Annotated in this window: 12 protein-coding genes; 6 read left to right on the forward strand and 6 right to left on the reverse strand. The window is 64.0% G+C overall.

What is annotated here, in order from left to right; all coding sequences use genetic code 11:
• Position 1: 1 nt before the first annotated feature.
• The 4 genes from cpaB to ACI3L3_RS11600 form a co-directional block, all read right to left on the reverse strand.
• Positions 2 to 820, reverse strand: a complete 819-nt coding sequence (gene cpaB, locus ACI3L3_RS11585) for a Flp pilus assembly protein CpaB (RefSeq protein ID WP_404845287.1) — start codon at positions 818 to 820, stop codon at positions 2 to 4.
• Between the two features lie 15 nt (positions 821 to 835).
• A complete protein-coding gene (locus ACI3L3_RS11590) occupies positions 836 to 1,381 on the reverse strand; it encodes a prepilin peptidase (protein ID WP_404845288.1) in 546 nt (181 codons plus the stop codon).
• 300 nt (positions 1,382 to 1,681) lie between these two features.
• Positions 1,682 to 1,843: a Flp family type IVb pilin gene (locus ACI3L3_RS11595; RefSeq protein WP_404845289.1), complete on the reverse strand. Its 162-nt coding sequence runs from the start codon at positions 1,841 to 1,843 to the stop codon at positions 1,682 to 1,684.
• 447 nt (positions 1,844 to 2,290) lie between these two features.
• The gene (locus tag ACI3L3_RS11600; RefSeq protein ID WP_404845290.1) at positions 2,291 to 3,667 is read right to left on the reverse strand and encodes a sigma-54-dependent transcriptional regulator; all 1,377 of its coding nucleotides are present in this window, start codon (positions 3,665 to 3,667) and stop codon (positions 2,291 to 2,293) included.
• A gap of 168 nt (positions 3,668 to 3,835) precedes the next feature.
• On the opposite strand from ACI3L3_RS11600, the gene ACI3L3_RS11605 reads away from it, so the two are divergent.
• From ACI3L3_RS11605 to ACI3L3_RS11630, 6 genes are all read left to right on the forward strand, one after another.
• Positions 3,836 to 4,759, forward strand: coding sequence for a hypothetical protein (locus tag ACI3L3_RS11605; protein WP_404845291.1), 924 nt, complete (start codon positions 3,836 to 3,838; stop codon positions 4,757 to 4,759).
• A gap of 189 nt (positions 4,760 to 4,948) precedes the next feature.
• Positions 4,949 to 5,998 carry a class I fructose-bisphosphate aldolase gene (locus ACI3L3_RS11610; protein WP_404845292.1) on the forward strand — a complete coding sequence of 350 codons (1,050 nt, stop codon included), beginning with the start codon at positions 4,949 to 4,951 and terminating at the stop codon, positions 5,996 to 5,998.
• Positions 5,999 to 6,276: 278 nt separating this feature from the next.
• Entirely contained in the window at positions 6,277 to 6,984 is a 708-nt protein-coding gene (locus tag ACI3L3_RS11615; RefSeq protein WP_404845293.1) for a CerR family C-terminal domain-containing protein, read from the forward strand.
• Positions 6,985 to 7,066: 82 nt separating this feature from the next.
• Complete coding sequence (locus ACI3L3_RS11620) at positions 7,067 to 9,442, forward strand: TolC family protein (protein WP_404845294.1); 2,376 nt, start codon at positions 7,067 to 7,069, stop codon at positions 9,440 to 9,442.
• Positions 9,443 to 9,444: 2 nt separating this feature from the next.
• Positions 9,445 to 10,554: an efflux RND transporter periplasmic adaptor subunit gene (locus ACI3L3_RS11625; RefSeq protein WP_404845295.1), complete on the forward strand. Its 1,110-nt coding sequence runs from the start codon at positions 9,445 to 9,447 to the stop codon at positions 10,552 to 10,554.
• A complete protein-coding gene (locus ACI3L3_RS11630; protein WP_404845296.1) occupies positions 10,551 to 13,628 on the forward strand; it encodes an efflux RND transporter permease subunit in 3,078 nt (1,025 codons plus the stop codon). Before ACI3L3_RS11625 ends, ACI3L3_RS11630 begins: the two co-directional genes overlap by 4 nt.
• Positions 13,629 to 13,714: 86 nt before the next feature.
• On the opposite strand, the gene ACI3L3_RS11635 is transcribed toward ACI3L3_RS11630, so the two are convergent.
• Complete coding sequence (locus ACI3L3_RS11635; RefSeq protein ID WP_404845297.1) at positions 13,715 to 14,098, reverse strand: response regulator; 384 nt, start codon at positions 14,096 to 14,098, stop codon at positions 13,715 to 13,717.
• Positions 14,064 to 16,862, reverse strand: coding sequence for a PAS domain S-box protein (locus ACI3L3_RS11640; protein WP_404845298.1), 2,799 nt, complete (start codon positions 16,860 to 16,862; stop codon positions 14,064 to 14,066). The genes ACI3L3_RS11635 and ACI3L3_RS11640 overlap by 35 nt, the downstream gene beginning before the upstream one ends.
• Positions 16,863 to 17,150 lie beyond the last annotated feature (288 nt).

Genomic DNA, 17,150 nt, shown 5'->3' on the forward strand with positions numbered 1-17,150 from the left:
ATTAAAACCTCAAGGTTGTGCGTGTTGTTCCTGTAATAAGCTCCACGCGCTGGCGGCGCGGGGCCGGGGCGGCCTGTTCGGGGGCCTTTGCTGTGCGCAGTGCGGCCAGCGTGCGCGGAATGTCGGTTCCGCTGGTGCGGATGTTGTCGTTGTCTGCCGGATTGCGCAGGGCAAAGTGCAGGGTGCCGCGCGTGGCGGCCAGGGCGAGGCGCTCGGCCTCATCCGGCGTCAGCTCCAGCGTGTAGGTGTCCACGGAGGCTGGATCGTCGCTTGCGGTACGTTCCCACTCGGTGCCCGACGCCAGTACGCGGATGTTTTGGAGCACCATCTTGGTGACGGTGCGTTCGTTTCGTGAGCTGTCGTCGTCAATGGTGACGAGGACGTCTACGCGGTTGCCCGGACGGACGAATCCCGCCAGCCCAAGCACCTTGTTGCCCTTAACGCCAACGGCGCGCTTTCCGGGCGCCACAAGGGCGCTGACGCCGCCGGTCTGCACGTCCGGCGCCACAAGGCGTGATGCCGTCACGGCTTCACCGGCGGCAAGGTCCGTAAGCAGGACGCGCCCGGTCAGGGCCTCGGCGCTGTCGTATGCGCCGTCCGGGCGGTTGGCGGGCAGAAAGTCGGCGGAGCGCAGGTGCTCCGTAGTGAGGGCCGTGCCTTTGGCGAGCGGGGCGCTGGCGACGACCACGGCCACCGTGGCGGGCGCGGCGTCGGCGTTGGGGCCGGCGTTTTGGGCGCGCATCCACAAAAAGATGAGTCCCCCGGCAAAGAGCGACAGCGCAAAGGCAAGGCTCAGTTGTACGATGGTTGTCCTGTGCATGGCGTCCTCCCTGTCCTACAGACCGCTTGCCGGGGTGAGCGCGCCGGAGCCAAGAAGCATGGCGCAGATGCTGCCGAAGGCGATGGCGACGCCGTAGCAGAGCTTTGGCAGGTGCGCGGCGCCGGGGTGCGGTGCGTAGTCGAAGTGCCGGGTGGCGGGCAGCAGCACGGCCGCGCGCCAGAAGTTGCGCAGGATGGCGCCAAACAGGCGCTGGTGCAGGAGCAGAATGCCGCAGGCGTACAGCCCGCCGAGCAGGGTGGTCAGGATGAAGGCGTCCAGAGCGCCGCCAAGGCCCAGTAGCGCGCCCACGGCGGCCATGAGCTTGACGTCGCCCGCGCCCATGACGCCGAGAAGGTACGGCGCCAGCATCACGCCAAGGCCAAGGGCGAGGCCGCCAAAGCTAAACAGCAGGCCGTCCGTGCCATTGGTCAGACCGTGATAGACCAGTGCGGCGATGATTGCGGGGTAGGTGAGGGCGTTGGGGATGCGCTGGGTGGTGAGGTCGGTAGCCGCCGCTACAAGGAGTATCGCGGTGAGGGTGAGGTGCATGGGTGTCATCATGACGTTCTCCCTCCGGGTGCTTCGAGGTGAGTTGTGGCGGGACCGGGGGGATTGAGGGGGAGAGTTCCGGTCCCGCCACATCTTCGCTACGCCCAGTGCGATGCGAATCCTCGTGATAAGGGCTGTTCTGCGGGTTGTGGTGAGGGGGTACAACCCGCGGAATGCGCCCGGCTGTTGGCATGTCGCTCCGCCATGCAGCTGACGGGGGCGGACCATTCGGGGAGAGAGGGGATGTCTGGTCCGCCGGTGCGACGCGCCGGGTATTGGAGGCTATCTCCAAATATGGGTTTCCTGCGTGTACTAGGGCAGGGCGTTCGCGATGGTTTCAAATGCACTGTTGACCTTGGTGCCAAGGGTCGTCACAGCCGTAACGATGACGGCGGCGATGAGGGCAGCGATAAGGCCGTATTCAAGGGCGGAAACGCCTTCCTCGTTACGGGTAAGGTTGATGAGCCTGGTCATGGTTCTCCTCCTTGCCTAGCGACGGAAAAAATTTTCCATTGTGGCGGTGGCGCCATGCGCCGTTGCCCCTTTGCGCTCTCCTTAGGCAAGGCGTGTGCCATGGACGGGGGATGGTGCGCAGAAAGTGTTTAACATGCTGAATTTGTATGCAAAAAAAATTCTCATCGTGCGAGTGAAGACCGAGCGATGCGGCGCAGGGACGCGCACCCGGCAAAAAAGTCCAAAAAAAATAGATTGCAAAGAGCGGTGTTTGTGCGTGCAATCAGCAAAAAAATCCCCCAGAACCGCTGGGGTGGCGAGTAAAATGGAGAATCTAATAAATATAGACTAAACAGCGGGCGGCGAGAGGCGGTGGCGTCTGGCGATTGCGCAGGGGGAAAGAGTTGTGTCGTTTCGCCCCGTGTGCGTCACGGCAGTGCAGGAAAAGGTGAATCTAAAAAAAGTAGATTACTGGGTGATGGTCTTGGGGTCGATGCCGTGCTTTTTGAGCTTGGCCCAGAGGTTCTTGGGCGTCAGCCCAAGGGCGTTGGCGGCTTCGGTCTGGCGGCCGCCCGCCCCGCGTAGGGCCTTGATGATGAGGCTGCGCTCAAAGGCGGTGACGGCGTCCTTGAGGCTGCGGGTGGGCTGGGGTGAGGCAGAGGGGCCACCGGTCCCCATGGCGCGGCGGATGTCGCCTTCCTCAATGGTGCCGGTGGCGCTGATAGCCGCGCCTTCCAGCACGTTGGAAAGCTGGCGGATATTGCCGGGCCAGTGGTACTCGCAGAGCAGGGTCAGCGCCGCCGGAGACACGCCCTCCAACTGAATGCCGAGGTCGGCGCGGATGCGGCGGCAGAAGTAATCCACCAGCAGGGGGATGTCTTCGCTGCGTTCGCGCAGGGGCGGTAGCTGAATGGTGGCAACGTTGAGGCGGTAGTACAGGTCCGCGCGGAAGTCCTTGGTGCGGATGCGGTCCAGAAGGTCCTGATTGGTGGCGGCAATGATGCGGACGTCCACGTCCACAGGGCGGGCGGCGCCAAGGCGCTCCACCTGCTTCTGCTCCACCACGCGCAGCAGTTTGGGCTGGATGGAGAGGGGCATGTCACCAATTTCATCCAGCAGGATGGTGCCGCCGCGGGCGAGTTCGAACTTGCCGGGCTGGGCGGAGTTTGCGCCGGTAAAGGCGCCGCGCTCGTGCCCGAAGAGTTCGTTTTCAAACAGGTGCTCAGGGATGGCGGCGCAGTTGACCTTGATGAAGGGGCCGGAGGGGCGCTGGGACAGGGCGCGGATGGTGTCCGTCACCAGCTCTTTGCCGGTGCCGGATTCGCCGGTGATGAGCACCGTGGTGTCCAGCGGGGCCACGCGCTCCACCTGCGCGATAACGTCGCGGATGGCGTCGCTGTGGCCGATGATGCGTGTGGACGGGCCTTCGGTACGCAGCGAGGCACGCAGGGTGCGCACTTCGCTTTGCAGGCGGCGCTTTTCCATGGCCCGGCGGACCACGATTTCCAGCTCCTTCAGGCTGAAGGGCTTGGAGAAGAAGTCGTACGCGCCAAGGCGGACGGCCTCCAGCGCCATTTCGCGGCTGGAGTAGGCCGTCATAACGATGATGTCCGCCCCGCGTCCGGATTTGAGCAGACGCGGCAGGGCTTCCACGCCGGACATGCCGGGGAGCTTGACGTCCGTCAGGATAAGGTCGAACCGGTCCTGCGCCAAGTGGCGCAGGCCGTCCTCCGCCGTGGAGACGGGGCTGACCGTGTGGCCGCGTCCCTGAAGGGCTTCCACGAGCATGGTGCGGAAGGCGGCGTCGTCTTCTATAAGGAGTATGTTGCCTGCTGGTGTGTTCACGGCGGGAGTGTACATTGGCTTGGCAGTATTGACAATCTGCTTGGAACATCACCCCTCTTGTGGCAGGATTGGACCTCTGTGTGCGAATTTGCGCGTGCCCTCGCCCTATTGGGCCGTGAGCGCGCGCTGCAACGCGAAATCAATGGACAATCAGCAAGGAGTCAATCTGTGACTGGTCGATACCGGTTTGTATGCACTATGGTGGCGGCGCTGGTGCTGCTGCCCGTCTTTGCCATGGCGGCGGGGCAGGAAGGTGACGAGCGTCAAACAACCTTTGGCGCGGCGGTTGGCCCGCTGGACCGCGAACCCTTTGCGGTGGAGGCCTTTGGCGGCGTCATCGGTGCGGGGGATGTGGAGGACACGGACGGCGACGTCAGTGTGACGTCCGCCGGGGTGGTGCTCCAGTACGGGAACTTCGGCCTCAAATACAATGGCGCCAGCTACGACTGGGGCAACGTGGACGACCTGCCTTTTGGGTCCGGTGACGAGGACCCGTGGGACGCGCTGCACTCCCTGTCTCTGACCTACCGCCATGTGGCTTACCGCGAGGGCGAGGTGACGTGGATGGTGTCCGGCTCCCTGCTGTCGGGCTTTGAGGAGGAGATGGACAGCTCCGTCAGCGCCGGGCTGTCCACCATTGTGCGCTACGCTTTTGACGATGACTGGAGCGCGGGCATCGGCGCGGCGGTGCAGGTGGAGCCTATCGGCATCCGCGCGTTTCCGGGCCTTGTGGTGCTGTACCGCTCCGCGCGGCAGGAGGGGCTGTCCGCCATGTTCGGCATGCCTACCAGCACGGTGGCGTACCGCTTCTCGCCGCAGTGGGCCGTGAAGGCGCAGGCCAGCATGAGCGGCGGCCTTTACCGCCTTGCCGATGACAGCAGTGTGCGGGAAAAGGGCTATGTACGCGTTTCCGGCGTGGCTTCGGGCCTGTACGCCGAGTGGACGCCAACCCCGCGCGTGCGCGTGACGGCCGGACCGGAATACCACTTTGGCCGCGGGTACACGTTGTATGATGACGATGGCGACGAAAAGGACACCTACGATGTGGACGCCAGCATTGGCGCGTCTTTGAAAGTGTGGGTGACGTTCTAACCGCGCCACATTGCGTGCGGTGGACGAGAGTTGTGCCGCCCCCGGCCATGTGGTCCGGGGGCGGTTTTTCGTGGTGGAGTGGGGGGAGGGTTTGCGCGTGGGCGTCAGGATGGTATGGTGGATGGATGTGTACTACGAGCCATGAACCATAACGCACCATAACCGCCCATGGGCGGGAGGAGACGGGACATGACGGACATTACCAAACTGCTCGGCGATGACGCCGGATATCTGCTGGACCACACCTGCACGACCTTTACCAAGGAGACTCTGCACTTGCCGGGGCCGGACTTTGTGGACCGTGTGATGGTGCAGACGGACCGCTCGCCCCGCGTTTTGCAAAGCCTTGGGACGCTGTACGGGCACGGGCGTTTGGCCGGGACGGGGTATATGTCCATCCTGCCGGTGGACCAGGCCATTGAGCATACCGCCGGGGCGTCCTTTTCGCCCAATCCCATCTATTTTGATCCCGAAAATATCGTCCGGCTGGCCATTGAGGGCGGATGCAGCGCCGTGGCGTCCACCCTTGGCGTGCTGGGGTCGGTGGCGCGCAAGTACGCGCACAAGATTCCCTTCGTGCTCAAGGTGAACCACAACGAGCTTATGACCTACCCCAACAAGTGGGATCAGATTCCCTTCGCCGCCGTGGTGCAGGCCTTTGAGATGGGCGCGGTTGCCATTGGCGCAACGGTGTATTTTGGCGCGCAGGAAAGTAACCGCCAGCTCCGCGAAATTTCCGAGATGTTCCGGCAGGCGCATGACCTCGGCATGGCGACCATCCTGTGGGCCTATACCCGCAACGCCGGGTTCAAGACCATGGATGCGGACTACCACACCGCCGCGGACCTGACCGGACAGGCCAACCACCTTGCCGCCACTGTGGAGGCGGATATCGTCAAGCAGAAGCAGCCCACCACCAACGGCGGCTTTACCGCACTGAGCTTTGGCAAGTCGCACCCCGCCATGTACGACAGGCTGTGCACGGACCATCCCATCGACATGACGCGGTATCAGGTTGCCAACTGCTACATGGGCCGCGCTGGCCTCATCAATTCCGGCGGCGGCGCTGGCGGCGACGACCTTGCCGACGCCGTGCGTACGGCCGTTATCAATAAGCGCGCTGGCGGTATGGGCCTCATCCTTGGCCGCAAGGCCTTCCAGCGCCCCATGTCCGAGGGCGTTACCCTGCTGCACGCGGTGCAGGATGTGTATTTGAACGGCGACATCACCATCGCCTAACCGGCAGGGCTGAAGGAGAGGGCGGGCGCGCCGCTGGCAGGTGGCGCCGTGCCCCGCAGCGTTCTTCCCAGTGCTGGCTCCGGCACGGCGAAAGGCTTTTGCCGTATACGGCACGTTTGGCGGCCCGCATCCTGTGGAGGGTGCGGGCCGTTTTTTGGCGAGGGGGCGGGCGCGCGGTCAAATTCAATCAAACGATTGACTTGCTGGCGATGCGTGCCTATATCCTCAAAAGAACAGGACTCTTGTGACAGGATGAAGAGAGGAGGAGACAGCCCCGCATGACGGCATCCGGGAAAGCACAACAGCGGACAACACCGCGCGGCGTGGCAACGCGCATGCGCCTTATTGAGGAGGGCGGCAAACTGTTTGCCGCCAAGGGGTTCGACGGCGTCAGCACCCGCGACATTGCGCGGGCCTGCGGCGTGAATTTGGCGTCCATTGCCTACCACTTCGGCGGCAAGAAGGGGCTGTACAACGCCGTGCTGGAGGACATTTTTGCCAACATGCAGCGCGCCAGTCAGCCGCTGGTGGCCGCCGCCATGTCCGGCGCGCGCGAGGCGGACGGCGACGCCCGGCGTCTTGCGCAGGTGGCGCGGCGGTTTGTGCACGGCTTTTTGGAATTTTCCCTCGGCAATCATAAGAACTACTGGGCCGTAGATTTTTTGCAGCGCGAGGTCATGAACGGTTCGGACACGTTGGAGCGGTTTTACCATACCGTTATCGGCCCGGTGTACGAGGCCGGGAGCGAACTGTGCCACGCGGCCAGCGGCGGCCGGCTTTCCGCGCAGGAGCGGGTGCTGCGCGGGCACGCCCTTGTGGGCATGTGCATGAGCTTTGTGCGCGGGCAGTGCATCTTGCTGCACCGCGCCCAGTGGGACGCCTTTACCCCGGAGCGTGTTTCGGCCATTGCCGGGACGGTGGCGGAAGCCGCGCTGAATATGCTGGGGCTGCCCGCAGTGGAGCATGCCGGTAATGAGGGCGCGTAAACGCATGATGAACGCCCTTCGCGTGAACCCCGCGCGGAGGAATCCATATTCTCCGCGGCCATGCGCCGCGAAAGGACGGACAATGGTTCCATTTCGACACAGGGCGGCGCTTGGCCTGTTTGGGGCATGGGCGGCCGTATTTCTGCTGCTGGTTGGCGCGCCGGCGCTACACGCGGCGCAGTCGCGCGTGGTTATTGGCGTGGTCTGCGACGGCCCGTCCCCGCAGGCGCGGGCGGTGCTGCGCGATGTACAAAAGGAACTCGCCCCCCTTGTGGACGAGGGGACCGAGGTGGTGTGGAAACGGCCCGCACAGTTCAGCGCCGGGTGGGACCCGGCGGCGTCTGCCGGCGCGCTGCGCGCCGCCCTTGCGGACCCGGAGGTGGACATGGTGTTCAGCCTTGGCATCATGCCGTCCTACGCCGCCACCCTTGGCGAGGGGGCGCTCCCGAAGCCCGTGGTGGCCGCGCCGTTTCTGGACGAGGAGACCATGCGTCTGCCGTACCGGGACAACCGCTCCACACGCCGCAACCTCAGTTATATCGTGCTCCCCCAACGGGTGAAGCGCGACCTGACCGCCTTTAAGGACCTTGCCACGTTCAGCCGTCTGCATGTGTTGGTGCAGGCGGAGTATCTGGACGCGTTGCCGGGGCTTCAGGACGTGGCGGACAAATACTCCCGCCTGCTGGGGGTGGATATTCAACTGGTGCCCGTGGGGGACGATGTGGAGGCCGCGTTGGCCGCCCTTGGCGACGCCGAGGCGGTGTACATCACCCCGCTGATGCGCCTTGATGACGCGCGCCGCGCTCGGCTGGTGGCGGGGCTGAACCATCGTGGCGTGCCGTCCTTCTCCTTTGTGGGGCGGCAGGATGTGGAGCAAGGCGTTTTGGCCGGGATGGCCAGCTTTTCCGGCACGCACCTTGCCCGCCGCATCGCCCTGAACCTGCGCGACATTATGGACGGCGCCGCGCCGGATTCGCTCCCGGTCATCCTGCCCGAGGAAGAGCGTCTGTTCGTAAACATGCGCACCGCGCGGGAGATTGGCTTTTCCCCCAAGTATGAGACCCTGCTTACCGCCACGCTTCTTGACATGGAGGAGGACGAGGGCGGCGGAAAGCCCCTGACCTTGGGCCGCGCCATGCGCATTGCCGCCAAGGAAAACATCGACCTTGCCGTCAAGGACGCCGAGGTGGCCGGAGCGGAGCAGGACAGCTTGCTTGCCCGCAGCGCCATGCTGCCGCAACTGGGCGCGGGCATGAATTACACGCAGATTGATCAGGACCGCGCCGTGGCCTCACAGGGGCTGTACCCGTGGGACGTCACCACCGCCGGGCTGAACCTGACGCAGATGCTCTATGACGACGCGGTGGTCAGCCGCTACCGCGCCTCCACCCGCAGTGTGGAGGCGGAGCGCCTCTCGCGCGAGGCCGTGCGTATGGACGTGATGCGTACCGCAGGGCGGCGCTTTTTGGCCTATCTGTCCGCGCGCTCGCTCCTGCGCATTGAGCGGGAGAACTTTGCCCTTATCGGCAAGAATTTGGAGATGGCGCGCGTTCGCCGCAGCGCCGGAGTTTCCGGGCCGGAGGAAGTCTACCGCTGGGAGGCCGCGCAGGCCGAAAGCCGCGCCCGCGTCATCGCCCGCAAGTCCGACGTGCAGTCGGCGCTGACGGCGCTGAATCAGTCCCTTGACCGTCCTGCCGGGACGCAGTGGGAGGTGAAGCCTCTGACGGCGGATGAGGCGCGGCGCGCGTTCTTTGGCGTGGAGGCGTCCACCATTGGTGGGACGCTGAAGCAGCTCTCGCGCATTAGCGAGACGGCGGCGGAACTTTCGGACGACAGGCCCGCCGTGCGCGCTGTGGCGCACTTGGTGGAGGCGCAGTCCATTGTGCTGGCGCAAAAGCGCCGCACGCGCTGGGTGCCCAAGGTGAGCGCCTCGGCGGAGTATGGGCACGAGATAGACAAGCACCAAGCCGGGCCGCGCATCATTCAGGACCCGGACCCCAACGAGGATACGTGGACGTTTAGTGTGGACGCCAGCCTGCCGCTGTTTGCGGGCGGCGCCATCTCCCACGACCAGCGCAAGGCCAGCGCCGAACTGCGGCGGCTGGACGCCACGCGCAGGCGGCTGACGCAGCTTGCCGAACAGCAGGCGCGTACGGTTGTGGACAACATGGCGCGCTCGTACCCCAAGATGGAGCTTGCGGCCCTTGCCGCGGACCGGGCGCAGCGCAATCTGGACGTGGTGCGTGACAAGTACGCGCGCGGCGCGGTGTCCATTTTGGAGCTGCTGGACGCGCAGAACCAGTCCCGCGTGCAGGAGCAGTCGGCTGTCCTGGCCGTATATTCCTACCTTGGCGACGTGTTGGACTTCCAGCGCGCTGTTGGGTGGTTTGAGATTGACAAAACCCCCGCCGAGCGGCGCGAGTTTCTTTCGCGCTTTGGCGTCGGGACCAAGGAGTAGCCATGCGATTTTGTGGAAAACGAGTCCCCGTCCTGTGCGCCGCGCTGGCGCTGTGCCTTGCGCTGGCCGCATGCGGCGGGGAGCAGAAGCAGGAAAAGCCCGTGCTGCGGCCCGTTGTGACCATGACGGTGCCGGACCCGCAGGCCGGACGCGAGCGGACTTTTCCCGGCACGGCCCGCGCCGCCATTGAAACGCGCCTGAGCTTTCGTGTTTCCGGCGAGATAGAGCATCTGCCCGCCCGCATTGGCATGCGGGTAAAGCAGGGGGACGTGGTGGCCCGTCTGGACCCCACGGACTACCGCCTGCAAGTGGGCCGCGCCGAGGCCGCCGTGGCGCAGGCCGAGGCGTCCACCGCGCAGGCGCGCTCCGACTGGGAGCGAACCCGCGCCCTGTATGAGGTGGGCAACACCTCCCGCCGCGACCTTGACCGCGCCCGCGCGCAGATTGACGCGTCCGAGGCGTCCCTGAAGGCGGCGCGGCGGCAGCTGGAACTTGCGCGCCAGCAACTGCGCTATACGGTGCTGCGCGCGCCCATGGACGGCGCACTGGCCGAAGTGCCGGTGGACGTCCACCAAACGGTCGCCGCCGGACAGCCCGTGGCCCTCTTGACCGCTGGTCAGCGCATGGAGCTTGAGGTGGGCATCCCCGACAGTCTTATCGCCAGCATCCACGCGGGCGACGCCGTTACCGTGCACTTTGACGCCCTTCCCGGCGAGGCCTTTGACGGCTCCGTGGTTGAGGTGGGCGTGGAGTCGCGCGCCGTTTCCACATACCCCGTCAAGGTTGCCCTGACCAACAAGGCACAGGGCGTGCGCCCCGGCATGTCCGGCGAGGCGACCTTTGCCTTTGACGCCAAGAGCGCCTACGTGCTGGTGCCGCCCGTTGCCGTGGTGGGCGAAGTGGAGCAGAAGCGCTCCGTGTGGGTGGTGGACGAGGCGTCCGGCACCGTGAAACAGCGCGCTGTCACCATCGGCAAGCTGACGTCCAGCGGGCTGGAGGTGCTCTCCGGCCTTACTCCGGGCGAGAAGGTTGTCATCCGCGGCGTCCACCGCCTGAAGGACGGCCAGCGCGTGAAGGTGCAGGAGGGCAAGGCGCAGGAGGCGTGGTCGTGAATATCGCCGATTGGTGCCTGAAGAATAACCGCACGGCGGGCGTGGTCATTGTGCTGGTGGCGCTGGCGGGCATTTTGTCCGCCGTGACCATGTCCAAGCGCGAGGACCCGGACTTTACCATCCGCGTGGCCCTTGTGATGACGGTGTTCCCCGGTGCGTCCCCCCAGCGTGTTGAAGAGCTGGTGACCGACACAATAGAAGAGAGCATCCGCGATATTCCGGAGGTGACAACGCTGGAATCGCAGTCACGCACGGGCGTTTCCATCATCAAGGTGGAGTTCCACGACGGCATCCGCAATATGGAGCCGCTGTGGCGCAAGCTGCGCGAGAAGGTTTCGGATGTGACGCCGTCCTTGCCCGAGGGGTGCCGCACGCCCATGGTCAACGACGAATACGGCGACGTGTTCGGCATCTGCGTGGCGCTCACAGGCGATGGCTACTCCTACCGCGAGCTTAAGGACGCCGCGGACATGACCCGCGACGAACTGCTCAAGCTGAACCTTGTGGGCAAGGTGAACCTGTGGGGCGTTCAGGAAGAGCGCGTGTTTGTGGACTTTTCCAACGCTCGCGTGGCCGGGCTTGGCATTTCGCCCTTTACCCTTGCCCGCGTTATCGACGCGCAAAATACCATCAAACCCAGCGGCCACGCCAAGGTGGGGCCGGAGCGCATCGTTATTGAACCAACGGGCGAGTTTACGTCCGTGGACGACCTGCGAAACCTTACCCTGCGCCAGCCCGGACAAAAGACGGGCATAGCCCTGTCCGACATTGCCACGGTGCGGCGCGGATTTGTGGACCCGCCATCGCGCATGGTGCGCTTTAACGGCCAGCCTGCGCTGCTGCTGGCGGTGTCCATGGCCGAGGGCGGCAATATCCTTGAGCTGGGGCGCGAAGTTTCGGCCCGGCTGGACACGCTGCAAACCATTCTGCCCGTTGGGCTGGACTACCATATGGCGCTGTATCAGCCGCAGTACGTCAAGGACGCGCTGGGCGACTTTGGCGTGAACCTTTTGGAGTCCTTCGTCTTTGTGGTTGTGGTGATGCTGCTGTTTGCGGGGCTGCGTACTGGCCTTGTGGCGGGCACGTTGGTCCCCATGGCTATGCTCGCCTGTATGGCGGTGATGCCCGCCTTTGGCGTGGGCCTGCAACGGATGTCCATTGCTTCGCTGATTATTTCCCTTGGCATCCTTGTGGACAACGGGGTGGTGGTGAGCGAGAACATCCTTGTGCGCATGGCCTCGGGGCAGGAGCGGCGCAAGGCCGTGACCGAGGCGGTGCGCGAGCTGTGGATGCCGCTGCTTGCGGCGTCGCTGACGACAATCTTCGCGTTTTTGCCCATCCCCTTTGCGCCGTCGCAGACGGGTGAGTACACGTTTTCGCTGTTTGTGGTTATCACGTGCACGCTTTTGGCGTCGTGGCTGCTGGCGCTGACCATGGTGCCCATGTTGTCCTTTCATGTGCTGCGGCCCAAGCTGCAACGGCAGAACTTTGAAAATCCCGCCTACCGGGCTTACCGCAGCGTGCTGGAGTGGTCCTTGCGCCACCGCGTGCAGTTTTTGCTGGCGGTGGTGGCCGTCTGTGCGGTGAGCGTGTGGGCCTTTCGCTACGTGCCGAAAATCTTCTTCCCACCCAACGAGCGCGACCAGTTTATGGTGGACTTTTGGCAGCCCTACGGTTCGGACATCCGCACCACCACCGAGCGGGTGGAGCGCCTTGAGCGCGTGCTGATGGACGACCCGGAAGTCAAGGACGTGCTGACCTTTGTGGGCGCAAGCGGTCCGCGCTGGTACCTGCCCCTGGACCTTGAGGAAAGTTCGCCCAACTATGCCTCCCTTGTGGTGCGCACCACGGATACGCAGGCCGTGCAGGACGTGATGCCCCGCGTGCGCCGCGCGCTGGACGAGGGCTTCCCGGACTGCCGCCACACGGTGAAGGAGCTGATGTACGGCCCGCCCGTGGGCGCGCCCATTCAGGTGCGCATCTCCGGGCCGGATATCACCACACTCTACGACCTGCGCGCCAAGGTGGCGGACGTTGTGTCGGGCACGGATGGCGTGGTGTCCGTGTGGGACGACTGGGGCCAGTGGACCAAGAAGCTGGTGGTGGATGTGAATCAGGAACAGGCCCGCCGCGCGGGGCTGACCAGTACGGATGTGGCGCTGTCCCTGCAAACGCATATGTCAGGCATGCAGGCGTCCACCTACCGCGAAGGTGACGACGCTATCCCCATTGTCCTACGCTCCGAGGACGCCATCCGCGACGACCTTGGCAGGCTGGAGAATCTGAACGTGTATTCCTTCTCCGGCGGAAATTCCGTGCCGCTCTTGCAGGTGGCGCGCACGCGCCTGACGTGGCAGCCGCCGGACATCCGCCGCCGCGACGGCGCGCGCACCCTGACCGTGAAGGCCGACCTTGAGGGGCGCTTTCCCTCGCAGGCCATGGCGGACATTGCCCCGCGCATTGCGAAGCTGATGGACTCCCCGGATTGGCCGGTGGGCTATTATGTGGAATACGGCGGCGAGCAGGAAAAGAACGGCGAGTCGCAGGCGTCCATTATGCAGAACTTGCCATGGGCGCTGGGGCTGCTTGTGTTCATCCTTGTGGCGCAGTTTAATTCGCTGCGGCGGCCCACGATTATCCTGCTGACCCTGCCGCCCATGATGGTGGGCATTACGTGGGGCATGCTGGCGACCAATGCGCCTTTTGGCTTTATGGCTATGCTGGGCATGATTAGTTTGACGGGCATTATCGTCAATAATGCCATTATGCTCATAGACCAGATTGAGCTGCTGCGCGCCACGGCGCTGGAGGCGCGGGACGCGGTGATGCTGGGGGCGCTGAAACGCGCGCGGCCCATCCTGATGACCACCGTGACGACCATTATCGGCATGATTCCGCTGGCCCTGCAGGGCGGCGAGTTGTGGCGGCCCATGGCGGTGTGCATCATCTCCGGATTGGCCTTTGCCACGGTGCTGACCCTGCTCTTGTGCCCCGTGCTGTATTCGCTGGCCTTTGGTATACGCTTCAAGGGCTGGCACTGGGACCCGGACGTTGCTGACAAGGCAGACGGCTGACGGGCGACACAAAGACGACACGCGGCCCGCATTCCCTTAGGGGGAGTGCGGGCCGCTTTTTTTGCGCTGTGGTGGCGGGGCGGGCCTTAGGGCGCGCCCACCTTGTCGATGACGGCGTCGAGCAAAACGCCCATGTCCGCAAGGGGTTTGATGAACACATCGTCACTGGTCATGCCGATGTCTTTAAGCTCCGAGGGCAGCTTAAAGTTGGTGGAGCCGGTGTGGATGAGAAAATACGTGTGCGGGCTTTTGCCATGGGCCTGCACGATGAATTCGCTCCCGGCCATGCCGGGCAGGCGCATGTCGATAACACCGAGGGAGATTTCCCCGGTGGCGATGATGGTCATGGCGTCCTCGCCATTGGAGGCGGTGCGCACCTCGAAACCTTCGTCCTCGAAGTAGGCTTCCAAGTTTTCACGCACCATCTGCTCGTCATCAAGGATGAGTATGATCGGGTTCGTCTGGCTCATTGGTTTCCTGCCCGATTGGCAGCCACAGCTTGAATGTCGTCCCCTTGCCGGGTTCGGCCTCAACATCAAAGCGGCCACCGTGATTGTTCGTTATGATGAAGTAGGACACTGACAGGCCAAGGCCCGTGCCTATGCCTACATCCTTGGTGGTGAAGAACGGTTCAAAGACGCGCTTGCGGGTCTTTTCGTCCATGCCGGGGCCGTTGTCCTGCACCTCTATGCGGGCCATGGACCCTTCACGCGCGGTGCGTATGGTGATGCGCGGCTTCCAGCCCTCGCCGCCTGTATATTCGCTCATGGCTTGGGCGGCGTTTTTGAGAAGGTTCAGCAGCACCTGCTCCAGCTCCGAGGCAATGCACGAGATGCCGGGGAGGCTGTCGTCGTATTCCCTGATGATGGCCGTGTTGCGGAAGTCGTACTTCTTTTTCAGGTCGTAGTCGTTTTCGGCCAGCTCGATGCTTCTGTCCAGCAGGGAGCCAATGTCCTCCATGGACCGGCGCGACTCGCTCATGCGGCTGAAGTTGAGCATGTTGCGCACAATGCGCGCGGCGCGTTCGCCGGATTCGCGGATGCCGTCAAGAAACCGCAATATCTTTCGTTGTTCCATGAAAGCGCGGATGGCGTCAATTTCACAGCCCACGTCCTGCGCGGCTTTGACCGATGCCGGCAGCTCGGTGGACAGGCGGCGCTGGATGTTCTGCACGCCCTGCAGGATGGCCCCGAGGGGGTTGTTAATCTCGTGCGCCATGCCTGCGGCCAGCCCGCCAACGCTCATCATCTTCTCCGTCTGGATCATCATGTCCTCAAGGCGGGCGCGCTGGGTGACGTCGTCTATGCGGATAACCGCGCCCACGACGCCGCTGACCACCAGCGGGTAGATGAGGATGTCCACATACACGTCATCGCCCGAGGGGCCGGCCATGGTGACCTTTTCCTCCGTGACCGGGGCGCTTTGGCGGATGGCGCGTGTGGCGGAGGCGGCAAAGGGCGCAAAGCCCGGCCAGCAGGATGTAATATGCTGTTTGATGGCGTTTTTTTCCTCGACGCCGGTGAGCTTCTCCGCCGCGCGGTTCCAGTGGGTGACGTGCCCGTGTACGTCCACACCGATGATGACCGAGGGCATGGAATTGATGATGTTGTCCAGATAGCCCTGCGTTTGGCGCAGTTCCTCTTCGGCGCGTTTGCGGTCCGTGATGTCGCGCACGCTGGCAAGGATGAGGTCGCGCTCGTTGATGGTGATGGGGCAGAGGTAGACCTCCGCCAAAAAGTAGGAGTCGTCCCCCGGGCGGCGCGTTTCCCATTCAAAGAGGTCCGTTTGTCCGCGCAGGGCCTTTTCCCAATGGTGGCGCAGGGTGTCCACGGGCGCGCCGGGGCCGGAAAGGTCGCGGCTGATGGACAGGGTGAGCGCCTGCTCGCGCGTAACGCCAAACATCTGGAGCATACGGGCGTTGGCGTCCACAATGAAGCCCTTGTCGTTATGCAGGATGACGGCGTCGTGCACGCTGTTGAAGATGGTCAACAGCGACTGCTCCGACTCGCGCAGGGAGCTTTCGGCGCGGCTGAGTTGGCCGATGCGCAGTTCCAGCACTTGCAGGGTTTCCTGCAGGCGTGTGGTCATGAAGTTGAACGCCTGCACCAGAATGCCCACCTCGTCGTGCTGGTCGAGGGCGATGCGGCGGCTGTAGTCGCCGTCGGCAATGGCGAGGGCCATGTCTTTCGCCATGGTGATGGGGCGGGCAATGCGCGCGGCCACAAACCACATCACGCCAAGGCCAAGGAGGAGCAGCAACGCCGAAATGCCGCCAAGGGTCCACGCGCGGGTTTTGGCCTGCTGGTGAATGATGCCGGAGGGCAGGCTGACGTACACGCTCCATGGCGCTTCCAGCGCGCCGAACTCAATGGGGAGGAAGACCTCGTACACGTCTTCGTCCGTGGCGGGGGAGGCCCAGGAGTCGCCGCGCAGGATGCGGTCGAACGCGGTGGTGTAAAAGTCGGTGATAAGGGTGTTGGCGGGCTGACCGAAGAGGTCCGGCTGTCTGGTGACGCCGGCCAGCATGCCGCTGTTGGTGATGATGGCCAGCGTGCCTTTGTCGTGCATGATGTTGGCTTCATCCACCATGCTTTGGATAAAGCCGACGCTCAGGTCCGCCCCGGCCACGCCGAGAAATTCCCCATACACGATAATGGGCACGCACACACTGACCATAGCCAACTGGTGCCCGCGCACAAGGTATGTTTCCGGGTCGAGTATGAGGGGCTTTCGGTAGAGTTTGGTGAGGGTGTAGTAGTTGCCGCCGGGTTTGTCGTAGTCCACGCTGGGCTCCAGATGGATGCCGCCCCAGCGGTTCCAGTAGGGCAAAAAACGGCCCGTGCTGTCGTGTCCGGGCGCGTTGCGGAATTCCTTGTCGCGCCCGTCAAAGGCGTCCGGCTCCCACACGCACCATACGCCCAGCAGGTCGGGGTGCTGGTCCAGCACCTCTTTGAGCATAATGTTCACCCGTTGGCGGTCGTTCGGCATGCCGCCCTTTTGGGTGCTTTCCAGCACAACGCCGATATTGAGCGCGGTGTTGACGACCTCCAGAAGCTGGTTGCGCACCACGGATGCGGCGTCCGCCGCCACGGTGCGCGCCCGCTGCACGCCCAGTTCCGTGGCGTCGTTCCAGAACTGTATGCCTGTGTAGACGCTGAGAATGATGGCTGTGGCAACAAGGCACGCCCCAAAGGAGAGGATGATTTTAAGCTTGAGGGAGCGCAGTTCCAGCATCGTCCTTCCGGGTGGCTCCGCCAGAGCTTGTGCGGGCCGGGCCAAATGTTGTGCGGGGTACGAACGTGAACGCTCTTTTACAGATAGCAGAAAAGCGCAGATAGGTGAATGTTGCCGTGCTGTGGGGATGCATTTGGGATGGCGGAAACGCGCAGGGCACCGGCAGTGCATGACGTGCCAGCGCCCGGAGCTGAAAAATCAGGCGCCCCGCCTCTTGTGCGCTGGGTGGCGCAGGCCGCTTGGATAGAGGTGCCCGCACATTGTGTATGGAAGGCGCGAAGGTGCACG

It is taken from the genome of Desulfobaculum sp. SPO524, from assembly GCF_044987625.1.
In the GTDB taxonomy this organism is placed as follows: Bacteria; Desulfobacterota; Desulfovibrionia; order Desulfovibrionales; family Desulfovibrionaceae; genus Desulfobaculum.

Bases quoted from the DNA above. Each gene is read 5' to 3' on its own strand.
- ACI3L3_RS11640 (WP_404845298.1), bottom strand. From the start codon at position 16,862: ATGCTGGAACTGCGCTCCCTCAAGCTTAAAATCATCCTCTCCTTTGGG.
- ACI3L3_RS11615 (WP_404845293.1), top strand. From the start codon at position 6,277: ATGACGGCATCCGGGAAAGCACAACAGCGGACAACACCGCGCGGCGTG.
- ACI3L3_RS11620 (WP_404845294.1), top strand. From the start codon at position 7,067: ATGGTTCCATTTCGACACAGGGCGGCGCTTGGCCTGTTTGGGGCATGG.
- ACI3L3_RS11590 (WP_404845288.1), bottom strand. From the start codon at position 1,381: ATGATGACACCCATGCACCTCACCCTCACCGCGATACTCCTTGTAGCG.
- cpaB (WP_404845287.1), bottom strand. From the start codon at position 820: ATGCACAGGACAACCATCGTACAACTGAGCCTTGCCTTTGCGCTGTCG.
- ACI3L3_RS11625 (WP_404845295.1), top strand. From the start codon at position 9,445: ATGCGATTTTGTGGAAAACGAGTCCCCGTCCTGTGCGCCGCGCTGGCG.
- ACI3L3_RS11595 (WP_404845289.1), bottom strand. From the start codon at position 1,843: ATGACCAGGCTCATCAACCTTACCCGTAACGAGGAAGGCGTTTCCGCC.
- ACI3L3_RS11635 (WP_404845297.1), bottom strand. From the start codon at position 14,098: ATGAGCCAGACGAACCCGATCATACTCATCCTTGATGACGAGCAGATG.
- ACI3L3_RS11610 (WP_404845292.1), top strand. From the start codon at position 4,949: ATGACGGACATTACCAAACTGCTCGGCGATGACGCCGGATATCTGCTG.